We start from the raw sequence: 12499 nt of genomic DNA, 5'->3' as shown, positions 1-12499 counted from the left end.
CTGATTTGTAATACGTAACCCAAAGTAATTTTGCTATGAATAGAATCTGTTTCGTCGCTATTGTTTTTTCTTTATTTGTTTTTGGATGTAAGGATAATGAGGATCCTGTCTTAAAGGTGACTTATGAAGTAATCACCACAGGTGGAGCCATGTGGTATGGTGAGTTTGATGATGAAAATGAAATTCGAGTCAATTCTTTTGATATGAATGGGGGACTGCTTCCAAGTGGTTGGAAATATAGCTTTGAACCGAAAGTTTCACCCATGATTGTAACAATCCATGGCACTGCTGACTGTCCAACTTGTGATGAACAAACCCAACGTGAATCCTCAGAGGACTTAACCGTAAATATTTACATCAATGATAAATTGGTCCAAACGCAAACAAATTCTTGTCGTGAATGCACCGTTGGGACTATTAAAGGGATGGCTACAGCATGGCTAAGAATCCCTGAAGAATTATAAAAAGAGAAAAATTCAAAAACGCCCTTGGAATCAACTTCAAGGGCGTTTTTGTTATTATTTAAAAGCTGAGATCCCAGTGATTTCATTCCCCAAGATCAATAAATGAATATCATGGGTTCCTTCGTAAGTAATTACGGATTCCAAATTCATCATATGACGCATAATCGGATACTCTCCGGTGATTCCCATACCTCCGTGGATCTGTCTGGCCTCTCTGGCGATATTTAAAGCCATTTCTACATTGTTTCTTTTGGCCATGGAGATGTGAACTGTTTTAGCTTTTCCTTCATTCATCATTTTGCCGACTTTCCAAGCTAAGAGCTGCGCCTTGGTGATTTCAGTGAGCATTTCAGATAGCTTTTTCTGAGTCAATTGAAATCCGGCGATTGGTTTTCCAAATTGAATCCGTTCTGCAGCATATTTTCTGGCGGATTCATAGCAATCCATCGCCGCACCGATCACTCCCCAGGCAATTCCAAACCTTGCCGAGTCCAAACACATCAAAGGAGCTCCTAAGCCGGATTTTCCGGGCAGTAAGTTCTCTTTGGGTACTTTGACGTTATCAAAAACCAATTCGCCTGTACATGAGGCTCTAAGCGACCATTTGTTGTGAGTCTCTGGAGTGGAAAAGCCTTCCATTCCTCTTTCTACAATCAAACCATGAATTCTTCCTTCTTCGTTTTTGGCCCAGACTACAGCGATATCAGCTTTCGGAGAATTGGAAATCCACATCTTAGTACCATTTAAAAGATAATGATCACCCATGTCTTTAAAGTTGGTGACCATACCACTAGGATTTGATCCATGATCGGGCTCTGTCAAGCCAAAACATCCCAACATTTCACCTGAAGCGAGTTTGGGAAGGTATTTTTTCCTTTGCTCCTCAGATCCAAATTTATAAATCGGATACATAACCAAGGATCCCTGTACAGATGCTGTAGAACGCATCCCTGAATCACCCCTTTCAATCTCCTGCATGATCAATCCGTAGGAAATATAGTCCAATCCTCCTCCGCCATATTCTTCTGGAATTTGTGGGCCGAAAGCGCCTACTTCTCCGAATTTTTTAACGATTTCTTCAGGAAAATGAGACTTTTGAGCCCAGTCTTCGATGTATGGTGAAATTTCTTTTTTGACGAAATCTCGGATAGAACTCCTGATCAATTGATGCTCTTCGGTAAGCAAATCATCCAGATCCAAGAAATCTACTCCTTCGAATGTGTCCTGTTTTTGGGATTTATGGATTTCAACTCCCGCCATGGTATTTTGGTTTATTAAAATGAATCAGTGATTTTTGTCGGGCAAATAAAAATGGCCGCCTTTCGAAGTAAATAGAAAGGGGGCTAAAAAACTATCATTTTTCCTAAAAAATACCCATGGCTGAGTACCAGTTTAATCCTGAAATTTTAGAGAAAATCAAACAGCTTGAGGAGAAGTATAAAGCATCCGGTCAGGATATGCTTTCTTATCTGGAAGGTCTCCTTTATGCGGATTATCTTACGTATTGGGATTATATCAATTTGGATGTGTTGCTTTCCCTGCAGCAGCCCAAAACCAATCAAAAAGATGAGAAGATTTTTATCATGTATCATCAGATTACGGAATTATACTTCAAATTGATAATCAATGAAATAGAGCAGATTGCTGAAGAGAAAAGCCTGACTGAGGCAGATTTTACGAAGCATTTGGATCGTATCATCATGTATTTTGATCAATTGATCGGTTCCTATGCGGTGATGTGGAAAGGGATGGATAAAGATCAGTTCCTGAAGTTCAGGATGTCTTTGCTTCCTTCCTCGGGATTCCAGAGTGCTCAATATCGGGAAATTGAATTGATGTCTACCGATGCGCATCATTTGGTGACTTTGTTGAAAAGAGATGAGTTCGATTACCATTCTCCAGCTGATGATATTTTTGAACATTTGTATTGGCAACAGGGAGCGATAGAATTGGCTACAGGGGAAAAGACTTTAACCTTAAAGACTTTTGAATTGAAATATGCCAAGCAGCTCAAGGATTTGATCGAAAATTATAGAAGAAAAAATATCTGGCAGAAATACATGGAGTTGGAAAATCCTTCTGATGAACTGACAGAATTAATGAGGAAATTTGACTTAAAGGCAAACGTGTTTTGGCCTTTGGCGCACTATAAATCCGCTGTCAGATATCTGCAAAGAGATCCTGTGGATATCGCAGCAACAGGAGGGACTAACTGGCAGAAATACTTGCCACCACGCTTCCAGAAGGTAATTTTCTTCCCTGAACTCTGGTCAGAGGAGGAAAAAGACAATTGGGGAAAAGGTTGGGTAGTAAAAGAGATATTTGGAGAGGAAGACTAGGTCTTCCTCTTTTTATGTTAAACCGGATAATTCTCCAAAACAAAAGCTTCCGCATTGTTGTAGCAGAATCCATCTACGGCTTTTTCTACATCTTCTCTTGATTTAAGATGATGCAAATGGGGTTTGGCTGGATCTTTTCTAGCCTGCTCGATTTCAAAAACTAGGTTGTTGCCAAAAAGCTCAAATTCTAAAGCACTTGGATAAGGGTTAACTGGATCGATCAACCCTTCAAAGTCAGTTCCGATGGTAATGGAATTCCAGATTTGAGGTTTTTCAAATTCATTCAAGTTAGGATTGTTATAAGCACTTAAGATGATGCCCTCAATATTCTCCCAAATCAATTGGACACCATTTCGTCTAGTTTCTTTATCCTTTTTGGTGATTCCCAGAATTCTCTGATCAAAGGAAAGTCCGAACAAACCTCTGGTTTTCACAATCATTTCTATGTCCTCATCACACATATTGATGTTCCAGGCATTAAAAAGGCCAGTTTCATCACAATAATCATCCTTTTCTTTGTCTTCTAACTCGATATGTCTGTCAAGTGACGAGATGCCTGAATAGCCACAATGAGAAGCTATCACAGGGATTCTATCATCGTTTTTTAGACATTTCTCTACAAGAGAATAATACTCTTTTCTAGATCGAGCACTCATGTGCTTTACATCTATCAAAATACGATAACCAAAATCATCAACTTTTTCAAAATCAGAATTGATCCCCAAAAGCTCTTTGATGATTTTCCTTCCGTTGTTGTTGAAGCCACCGTTCATTTTATCCCGCTGATTGAGCAATAGTTTACCTGTATCAGGAATGGAATGGGCATGTCCACAAAGCTTATTGTCAAAGTGATGGGCAAACGTGATAAAGAAGACAGGATGCTTCCAGACGTTCTTGATAAACTGAATTCTATCCGATACATCTTCGATAGAATTAATTCTATCAGTTCCTAAAGCATGGGCTCCTTCAATTGTTAAAACCATTGTGATTTCCTGGTCATTGGCTAATGATGCCTCAAGTTCTACTTTAGATTTAGGAATTCGATAGGTTGCATTAGTCGCGACATATTCTTGAGGGAAAAGTCTGGCTCTTTTGGTGGCTGCTTTGAACTCACCGACGATTTTTCCAGGGACATGGATTTCATTTTTCCGAATTAATTTCCCAGAATCCATGGTGACAAATTCCATCTCACGATTGAGTGATTCCCAATAGTCATAATCCGGAGACTGGAAGTAATCCACGACTTTATCAGGAATTCGCATATAGGCAACCTGAATGAAATCTCTGATAGGAAGATGATGGGAAGTAGCAAAAGCCACTAAAAACTTAAACCACTTGTCCTCTCCAACTTCTACTTTCATTCCCTTGACAAACTGTCTCTCCAAGGGATAGAGACTGTTGAAAGTCAATCTCAAGTTTGCATTCCAGCATTTGACCAAATCCATCTGGGAGTAGGAGGCTCCCATCTTTCCTTTGGATTTATTTCTTTCATTGGAAGCAATCACAGTCCATGGACTAAACTCACCTTTGCGCATGAATTTCTTATGCTTTTCCTGCATTTGAAAATGCGCACGCATATGGTTGTGACAGTGCAGATCTGAAAATTTCCTTTTCATAATTATCTGCTAAAAATGGAACCTTCACCCTTGAAAACGGCTGTGATATCCTCTACCACCGTTGTAGAATTGGTATAATACCAATGATGGACGACTTCATGAAGCAAGCCTTTGTCATCCTCAATTGCTGAAACATCGCATTGGTAGATGTCATCCGGAAGATTTACCGAGTTCTTGGCACCCCAGCGCCCCAATCTATTAAATGCATTTTTGGTCAGCTCTGAAACCCCTAATGCCTGATCCTTATTGTGATAATAAACATGGACTCTCTCACCGAAGTCAATTAGTCGATAAAGTGGGTTAGGTCTTTCCAACGCATAGTAGTCAATATCAGCACCTACTAAGATAATTTCGCTAAAAGTAGAATTGATCTCCATACCGATATCGCAAATTCCTTTGATCATATTTTCAAGAACTCGATTTCCCATGCTATGGCAGAGTAAATGAATTTTCTGATTACACATCGGCTTCTTTTCTTCCACAAATTTCTTCTTGAAAAATTCTCGCAAAGAAGCCATGGAACGAGCCAATGCAAAGCCAGATTGGATCGCATCGTAGGCGTCAGAACGGTATTTCAGCATCTTTTTCTTAGCAGGCCAGGTGAATAGTACCAAATGTTTGATTGTAGAAGTTTCAGGTTCTACATAGCGTTTATGTAGCTCAGAAAGCGTTTGCATAGCTGTTTCCAAATCGGATTTGAAACCGTGTACAAAGACCAAAATATCTTCTTGAATAAATTCGCCGCCTTTTCCTTTTGCAGCTTTGATACCTGACTGATAGAGTTCATCGAAAACCTGCGTAGAAGGGAATTTTGCCTTATTGACATCTTTATCATCTGCATATTTCTCCAAAGTGTCTTCCGGTACTTCAGGGAGAATCTGGATATTGAAATCTTTCAGTTTTTTAGCTTTTGCAGGGTCAAATGAGACTGTTCCATATCGCAAATTATGTCTTGCCTCCTCATCCCCATCTTTTCGCATATATTCCTTTTCATTGACTGAAATGTAGCTGCTAGATCGTCGGGAGGTTACTTCTCGGTTGGTTACGATATAATGGGTTACCATATATTTGAAAGTTTAAATTGAAAAATCATTAAAAAGCCTGAATAGTCAGGTAAAGGTGAATCCTATAATGGATACAAAATCAGTTGTTTAAATTGCTAAATATTCCGTGGAAGTCCAACCCGGAGCGGAAGGCATTTCCATGATTTTTGTTTCAGGGGTGTTAAGAAATTGATAAATTATATTTCCTGCTCTATCGGTGAAGATTAAAAAATGCACCTTGAGTAATCAATTCACATCAACCCTTTTTATCAATGTTTAATAGACGAGATTTTATCAAAGGCTTAGGTTTGACTTCAGTTGGATGGTTGAGCCTGGGAGATTTAGCTTTTTCAAAGGAATTTCAGAATCAGGCTGATTTTAGGATTCCAACTGTTTTTGCACCAATTAAAGTGAAAGGAAGAGTTACTTCTTCAGGAAAAGGAATCGCTAATGTGGCTGTTTCAGATGGTCGTGTTGTCAGCAAAACTGATGCGAGAGGAGATTTCGAATTTGTATCGGGAAATGACCGTGATTTTGTTTTTGTTTCCTTGCCTTCGGGGTATGAAATCGCCAAACAGGCAAATGGATCAGCAAGCTTTTTTAATCCACTAGATAAAAGTAAGTCTTCAATGACTGTTTCTTTTGATTTGAAAAAATCAGCCAATTCTGACGATAATCATCATTTTTTATTGCTTTCTGATACCCAGATTCAGGATGATTACGATGCGAATCAATTATTAACTGTTTCGATTCCCGATGTTCAGAAAACCATCAAGTCCATCAATGATCCCAATATTTTCGGGATAGGTTGCGGAGATTTGGTTTATGATCATTTGGACCTTTTCAAAGAATACAATCAAGGGATTGAGGCTACTGGAATTCCTTTTTTTCAAGTAGTTGGAAATCATGATTTAGACTTCAAAGTTCGTTCTGATGAACAGACCACTTCTACTTTCAAGGGCCACTTTGGACCAACTTATTATTCTTGGAATAGAGGAGAGGTACATTTTGTGGTGCTGGATGATGTCTTTTATTTGGGAAGAGATTCTGGCCAAAAGTATATTGGATACATACCTGAGGAACAGTTGGCTTGGCTAGAGCAGGATCTAGCTCAGGTTGAAAAGGGGAAAACAGTGGTGGTTTCTCTTCATATCCCAACTTATACAGGTGCAGTGACTAGATATCCAGAAAGGGATACCATCGGTGGAACCGTGAGTAACAGACAACATTTGTATAGAATGCTAGAGGGGTATCAAGCCCATATCATGTCTGGCCATACCCACTTTAATGATAATATGATTTCAGGCCATGTTTATGAACATTGTCACGGAACAGTCTGTGGAGCTTGGTGGTCAGGACCGATTTGCTATGATGGGACTCCAAATGGCTATGCGGTATATGAAGCGAAAGGCTCAGAAATTCAATGGCAATACAAAGGCACGGGATTGGATATCGAGGAGCAGTTTAGGGTTTATAAAAGCGGATATCATCCAGATTTCCCTGATTTCTATTCTTTGAATTGCTGGAACTATGATCCTGAATGGGATTTAGCTTGGTATGAAAATGGGGTTAAAGTAGCTGCTCCTATGAAGATTGTGGCCAAAGACCCATGGAGTATGGAATTGCATACTGGACCGAGCCTACCTGAAAGAAGGTCATGGGTAGAACCTCAATTGACAGATCACATGTTCTTCTTCCAACCAAACTCTACGAACAATTTGGTTGTGGAAGCAAAGGATAGATTTGGGAATTTGTATACTAAGAGGATTGTATAAAAGTTAATTCCATTTGATAGAAAAAAGTCCTTCTGATTAATCAGAAGGACTTTTTCAATTTTAAAATCCTGAAGCTGCATCATCACCTCGTGGATCAGCACCACCTTCTAGTTTGCCATTTGGAAGCACCAAAATAGCATCCACCTTTCCGATGATTGGATTATTGCTTTCTCGGATATTGTATCCTCTGCCTTTCAATTTTGCGATCAATGTACTATCGAAAGATTCCGGTTCAAAGCTGACTAAGTCTGGAAGCCACTGATGATGGAATCGTGGTGATTCCACCGCCTCCTGCATGCTCATATCGAATTGAGAAACATTCAGGATGGTTTGAACTACAGATGTGATAATCGTCGATCCACCAGGTGTCCCGACCACCATCCAGAGTTTTCCACCTTTCTCAACGATTGTTGGGGTCATAGAGCTTAACATTCTTTTCCCAGGAGCTATGCTGTTAGCCTCAGCACCGATCAATCCAAACATGTTTGGCTCTCCGGCTTTGGAGCTAAAGTCATCCATTTCATTGTTCATAAAAAAGCCCAGCTCGTCAATGTAAACCTTGGAACCATAGGCACCATTCAAGGTCGTTGTAACTGAAATAGCATTTCCTTCCTGATCAACGATAGAGTAGTGGGTTGTTTCCATGCTTTCTGCAAAAGCGATTTTCCCTTCAGCTATATCCTCAGATTTGGTGGCTTTTTCCATCGAGAAACTTGACATTCTCACTTTTAAATAGTTTGCATCCAATAGCTCTTCCACTGGAATATCAACAAAATCTGGATCTCCTAAGTAGAAGTTTCTATCAGCATAAGCTCTTCTTTCAGCTTCTACCAAAACCTGAATGTACTCAGGTGAATTATGACCATACTCTTTCAAATCAAAAGGCTCAATCATCTCGAAAATCTGACCAATTGTAATTCCTCCAGAACTTGGCGGAGACATGGAGATGATTTTCAAATCTTGATAATCAAAAACAATAGGCTCTCTCCAGGCGGCTTCATAGCTAGCTAAATCCTCTTTGGTAATGATTCCACCGATTTTTTCCATGTGGTCTACCAATAATTGAGCAGTTTCTCCGGAGTAAAACTCTTCTTTACCATTGGCCGCAATTCTTTTCAATGTTTCAGCTAGGGCTGGATTGGTGAGTGTTTGACCGGCTTGGATATCCTTTGCATAGAAAGTTTCTGGTCCATTGACTTCGATGAAAGTGTCTTTCAATCGAGCAAATCGATTGGCCTGGTTTTCGGTCACCACAAAGCCTTTTTCTGCCAATTCGATAACTGGAGCCAATACTTCAGCAGGGCTTAATTTTCCAAATTTTTCCTGAGCAGCAAATATACCTGCAATGGTTCCCGGTACTCCTGAAGCTAATGCTCCTTTGGTACTTAAACCTGGGATGATGTCTCCATTTTCATCCAGATACATGTTCCTGTCAGCTGCCAAAGGAGCTTTTTCTCTGTAATCGACAGAGCCAATGCTTCCATCAGCCATTCTGAAAACAGCAAAGCCTCCGCCTCCCAAATTTCCAGCGAAAGGGTAGGTGACTGCCAAAGCCATTTCAGTTGCCATCATAGCGTCAAAGGCATTTCCTCCTTTTTCAAGAATTGCAATCCCGATATCTGAGGCTTCTTTTCTTGCTGAAACCACCATGGCATGATCGGAAATCAATCCTGTTTTAGGTGTAGCTGTTGGAGTCTCTGGGTTACAAGAAGTAATAAAAAAAGCTATTGCTGATACCAGCAATAGCTTTTGAGTTAATATGAATTTATTCATTGATCAATGTACTGTTGAATAATTTTAAAATTCGTTTGTATTCATCTGTCCAAGAACTTGGCTCTACAAAGCCATGATCTTCCACTGGATAAATTGCCATTTCCCAATTTTCTTTTCCAAGCTCTATTAGGCGTTGAGATAGTCTCACCACATCTTGGAAATGAACATTCACATCTACCATTCCATGTGCCATTAAAAGATTGCCTTTCAATCCTTCAGCAAAGTAAATAGGAGAGGAACGTCTATAAGAAATAGGATCTTCTTCAGGAGTATTGAGAATGTTCGCAGTATATCCATGGTTGTAATGAGCCCAATCTGTAACTGATCGCAAACCTGCTCCGGATTTGAATACATCTGGTTCGGTAAATAGCGCCATCAAGGTGATAAAGCCTCCGTAACTACCACCGTAAATTCCGATTCGATCTGCATCGACTCCATAGTTTGAGATCAAGTGCTTGGCCCCATCTACTTGGTCAGAAAGGTCCTTTCCACCCATGTGACGATAAATTCCCGTTCTCCAATCTCTACCATAGCCTGCCGATGCTCGGTAATCAATGTCCAATACCGTGTAACCAAGGTCTGCAAGTAGATTATGGAACATATACTCTCTAAAATAACTGCTCCACCATTTGTGGACGTTTTGAAGGTAACCTGCACCATGTACAAAGATTACTGCAGCACCATTTTTCTTGGCTGGATCTGGTTCATAAATTCTTGCTGGAACCATCGCACCATCTTGAGCTTTGAAATGGATGATTTCTGGATCTCTCCAATCGTAGGACTTAAACTCATTGCTTTGACCGGAAGTCAATTGCTCTGCTTTTGCACCTACCTTGTTTTCTTGAAGATAAAGCTCAGCTGGCTTATTGGAGTAGGAATAAATGATTGCCAATTGCTTTTCATCAGGAGAAAGAGTGACATCATTGTTTCCAGTCATAGAAGTTAATTTCTCCATTTTTCCACCCATTAAAGGCATTTTGTAGAAATGTCTTTCCCCTGGATCCACTTCAGAAGTAGTCAAATACCAAGACTTTTGATCTTTAGAAATGAATGGATCAAAAATCTCAAAGTTTCCTGATGTCAAAGCTTTTTTCTTACCGGTTTCGGTATCTAAAACGTATAGATGAGAATAACCAGTTTCTTCCGATTGGAAATAGATATGCTTATTGTCTGGCAACCAACTCAAGGTTCCTCCCGAGAATGTCCAGCCAATTCCAGGTCCACCGATCCAAGCTTCGTCTCTTTGTCTATCCAGAGTTTTCAATTCTCCTGTCTCCAAATCAACTTCAGCGATCCATCTGTCCTTGTTGTCAAAGGATCTTGCTTGAATGATGGCTTTGCTGCCATCAGAAGAAAATACGGGTCCGAAAAGGGACAACTTACGATCTTCTTTTTTCCATTCTTTGTCTGGATAATCAGTTACATAGTCTGGCAAATCCTGCAATCCTGGTAGGGTAGAGGTATTGATGAAATAAACCGAGTCACTATGGATATCATAAATTCCAATTTCTGAAGTAGTCGGTTCAGTACCTACTTTTGGTCTTGCATTAAGTTCCTCAGTGTAGCCAGAAGCCGCGACATAATCAGGGACTTTGGTGTTTTTGTTTGAACTTGAATTGTAATAGGTAAAAGTGGCAAACCTTCCACTTGGCGAAAGTTGAAGATTAGCAGGATTCTTACCATCTGTATAATAGACAAATTCTTTTTCAACGTCATCGCGAGTGGCATCTCTGTATTCTTTACGCAATTCTGCGTTTTCTTCTCGTTCTCTGACTACTTGAAGCAATTCTAGATTTTCCCTTTCCACAAATCCTTTCGGCTTCTCATCCATTTTATCACTTCTGGATTCAGATGGTTTGGTTCCGTTTGAAATGTGAGTAACTCTATTAACAGCGCCACTTTCAAGATTTAAAACGAAAATGTTTTGTTCAGCAACAAAAGCAATTTTGTTTTCATCAGCCAAGAAAGTAGGGTTGTTGATTCTGGTATACCAATTCAAAACCTCTCTCTGTTCACCGGTTTTCATGGTTTCCAAGATCAATTTGTCATTGGGACCGACAAATATTCTCAGGGTTTTGTCATTATTGAAATCCGCTTGGTTTCTTTCCAGCTTATTTTCTTCTCTCCAAGAAACCTCAGTATAGGACTTAGGATTTTGAAGGTGGATGACGTAGGTAGAATCAGCTGGATTTCCTTCCGGGTTGTATTGGAAATAGATGCTTTTACTATCATCGCTCCATTGGGGTCTGGAGGGGAAAAACCCCATCCATTTGGGATCTCTCATGATGTATTCTACGCTGAGTTGGCTTTGTGCAAAACCAGAAAAAGACAGCCAAATAAGGGCTGCCAGAGTAAAGATCTTACGATTCATGAACGTTTACTTGGTTAGGGCAGTGCTTTCAGAAACTGATTGAGCTCTTTTTCTATTTCCCCAAGATGCTCCTTTAATTCGGAGTTTTTTTCCTGAGAATGTTCTAGATCTGCTTCAATATCCTCCAACACTTTTCGTGTTTTCAATGCTCCAATATAACTCATACTGGGCTTTGCCTTATGACATCTTTTTTTAATGGTAGGAAAATCTGCTTTATCAAAAAAATCATCGAGTTCCTGAAGATCTTTGACATTGGTTTCCAAAATAATTTGGATCATTTCTCGGATCATTTCCGGGTCATCATCACCAAAATACTGGTAGATAGAATGCTCACTGATAAACTTATACATAGTGTGTGGGCTAAAAAAGGATATGAATTAAAAATTCTGCTTGGTTATTCTTTAAAATTAAAAACATTTTTCAAAATGCATGATTTCTGTTGTTAAAGATTCACTTAAAACTGGCAGAATCGTCTGTAGTCTTTAATTTCGTGGCAGAGTCGAATTTTATGCAGAGGAACAAAAAAATATTTCTGATAATTTTCATCATTTTCATGTTGATCATGATGTGGATTGGGTATGATATTTCCCAGAGAACCACTTTTCCAGGTTCCAAAGGGAATTTGAAAGAGCGTATTTCAACAGATCAAGAGCAATAGATGAAGGGAAAAAAGGTAAATATCGATCAGATTGACCTGGAGGAAATGAAGGAGAAAATTTCTGAAACTCCAAACACTTTACCCTATGCTCATCATTCGGGAAGTGCTATTGTAAAGCCTGAAGACAAAGGGAAGATCACCGGAAGGGCTGTCGCAGCCATGCACAGTCAAACTGATATGCAGATGGCTCAAATCTATGAGCAAATGCAGCTTTTGGCGGAGCAGGCTAAGCAAATCCAAAGTCGAGTTCAAGTGTCAGAGCGAATTTATCAGGCTTCAATTTCATTCGAACCTTTAATCAATCATGTTTATTTCCTTTATCAAAAAGATGACGGCTTTGACTTTTTGAGTATGATAGCTCCTGAAGAATGGGGAAGGAAAAAGAACTTTGCTGCATTCGTCGCAGAGGTAAGACTTTTAGCGGATCATACTTGGGAAATCCTGAGAGAGAACAATTAAT

11 protein-coding genes are annotated in these 12499 nt (G+C 39.6%); 5 read left to right on the top strand and 6 right to left on the bottom strand.

Annotated elements, in window-relative coordinates:
* Positions 1-35: 35 nt before the first annotated feature.
* Entirely contained in the window at positions 36-464 is a 429-nt protein-coding gene (locus BUF13_RS03700) for a hypothetical protein (RefSeq protein ID WP_073570376.1), read from the top strand.
* A 54-nt stretch (positions 465-518) separates the two neighbouring features.
* On the opposite strand, the gene BUF13_RS03695 is transcribed toward BUF13_RS03700, so the two are convergent.
* Positions 519-1724, bottom strand: coding sequence for an acyl-CoA dehydrogenase family protein (locus BUF13_RS03695; protein WP_073570375.1), 1206 nt, complete (start codon positions 1722-1724; stop codon positions 519-521).
* 116 nt (positions 1725-1840) lie between these two features.
* Here BUF13_RS03695 and BUF13_RS03690 point away from each other — a divergent pair, with 116 nt between their 5' ends.
* A complete protein-coding gene (locus BUF13_RS03690) occupies positions 1841-2803 on the top strand; it encodes a tryptophan 2,3-dioxygenase family protein (protein ID WP_073570374.1) in 963 nt (320 codons plus the stop codon).
* 17 nt (positions 2804-2820) lie between these two features.
* Here the strand turns inward: BUF13_RS03690 and BUF13_RS03685 are convergent, their stop codons facing one another.
* Together BUF13_RS03685 and BUF13_RS03680 are read right to left on the bottom strand one after the other, a co-directional pair.
* A complete protein-coding gene (locus BUF13_RS03685) occupies positions 2821-4419 on the bottom strand; it encodes an amidohydrolase family protein (protein ID WP_134204320.1) in 1599 nt (532 codons plus the stop codon).
* 2 nt (positions 4420-4421) lie between these two features.
* Positions 4422-5483, bottom strand: a complete 1062-nt coding sequence (locus BUF13_RS03680; protein ID WP_073570372.1) for an alpha/beta hydrolase — start codon at positions 5481-5483, stop codon at positions 4422-4424.
* Positions 5484-5734: 251 nt separating this feature from the next.
* On the opposite strand from BUF13_RS03680, the gene BUF13_RS03675 reads away from it, so the two are divergent.
* Positions 5735-7237, top strand: a complete 1503-nt coding sequence (locus tag BUF13_RS03675; RefSeq protein WP_073570371.1) for a calcineurin-like phosphoesterase C-terminal domain-containing protein — start codon at positions 5735-5737, stop codon at positions 7235-7237.
* Between the two features lie 60 nt (positions 7238-7297).
* Here the strand turns inward: BUF13_RS03675 and ggt are convergent, their stop codons facing one another.
* The 3 genes from ggt to BUF13_RS03660 are packed head-to-tail and all read right to left on the bottom strand — an operon-like array spanning position 7298 to position 11731.
* The gene (ggt, locus tag BUF13_RS03670; protein ID WP_073570370.1) at positions 7298-9010 is read right to left on the bottom strand and encodes a gamma-glutamyltransferase; all 1713 of its coding nucleotides are present in this window, start codon (positions 9008-9010) and stop codon (positions 7298-7300) included.
* On the bottom strand, positions 9003-11381 hold the full coding sequence (locus tag BUF13_RS03665; protein WP_073570369.1) for a S9 family peptidase: 2379 nt from the start codon (positions 11379-11381) through the stop codon (positions 9003-9005). Before BUF13_RS03665 ends, ggt begins: the two co-directional genes overlap by 8 nt.
* Positions 11382-11395: 14 nt before the next feature.
* Positions 11396-11731, bottom strand: coding sequence for an Hpt domain-containing protein (locus BUF13_RS03660; RefSeq protein ID WP_073570368.1), 336 nt, complete (start codon positions 11729-11731; stop codon positions 11396-11398).
* A gap of 158 nt (positions 11732-11889) precedes the next feature.
* Between BUF13_RS03660 and BUF13_RS20590 the strand changes: the two genes are divergently transcribed.
* Together BUF13_RS20590 and BUF13_RS03655 are read left to right on the top strand one after the other, a co-directional pair.
* Entirely contained in the window at positions 11890-12039 is a 150-nt protein-coding gene (locus BUF13_RS20590; RefSeq protein ID WP_166669806.1) for a hypothetical protein, read from the top strand.
* Complete coding sequence (locus BUF13_RS03655) at positions 12040-12498, top strand: DUF2452 domain-containing protein (RefSeq protein WP_073570367.1); 459 nt, start codon at positions 12040-12042, stop codon at positions 12496-12498.
* The last annotated feature ends 1 nt before the right edge of the window (position 12499 follow it).

Source organism: Algoriphagus zhangzhouensis, from assembly GCF_900148515.1.
In the GTDB taxonomy this organism is placed as follows: domain Bacteria; phylum Bacteroidota; class Bacteroidia; order Cytophagales; family Cyclobacteriaceae; genus Algoriphagus; species Algoriphagus zhangzhouensis.
Note: the sequence above shows the minus strand (reverse complement) of the source record. Positions and strands in the feature narration are given on the sequence as shown.

Bases quoted from the DNA above. Each gene is read 5' to 3' on its own strand.
- BUF13_RS03700 (WP_073570376.1), top strand. From the start codon at position 36: ATGAATAGAATCTGTTTCGTCGCTATTGTTTTTTCTTTATTTGTTTTT.
- BUF13_RS03695 (WP_073570375.1), bottom strand. From the start codon at position 1,724: ATGGCGGGAGTTGAAATCCATAAATCCCAAAAACAGGACACATTCGAA.
- BUF13_RS03690 (WP_073570374.1), top strand. From the start codon at position 1,841: ATGGCTGAGTACCAGTTTAATCCTGAAATTTTAGAGAAAATCAAACAG.
- BUF13_RS03685 (WP_134204320.1), bottom strand. From the start codon at position 4,419: ATGAAAAGGAAATTTTCAGATCTGCACTGTCACAACCATATGCGTGCG.
- BUF13_RS03680 (WP_073570372.1), bottom strand. From the start codon at position 5,483: ATGGTAACCCATTATATCGTAACCAACCGAGAAGTAACCTCCCGACGA.
- BUF13_RS03675 (WP_073570371.1), top strand. From the start codon at position 5,735: ATGTTTAATAGACGAGATTTTATCAAAGGCTTAGGTTTGACTTCAGTT.
- ggt (WP_073570370.1), bottom strand. From the start codon at position 9,010: ATGAATAAATTCATATTAACTCAAAAGCTATTGCTGGTATCAGCAATA.
- BUF13_RS03665 (WP_073570369.1), bottom strand. From the start codon at position 11,381: ATGAATCGTAAGATCTTTACTCTGGCAGCCCTTATTTGGCTGTCTTTT.
- BUF13_RS03660 (WP_073570368.1), bottom strand. From the start codon at position 11,731: ATGTATAAGTTTATCAGTGAGCATTCTATCTACCAGTATTTTGGTGAT.
- BUF13_RS20590 (WP_166669806.1), top strand. From the start codon at position 11,890: ATGCAGAGGAACAAAAAAATATTTCTGATAATTTTCATCATTTTCATG.
- BUF13_RS03655 (WP_073570367.1), top strand. From the start codon at position 12,040: ATGAAGGGAAAAAAGGTAAATATCGATCAGATTGACCTGGAGGAAATG.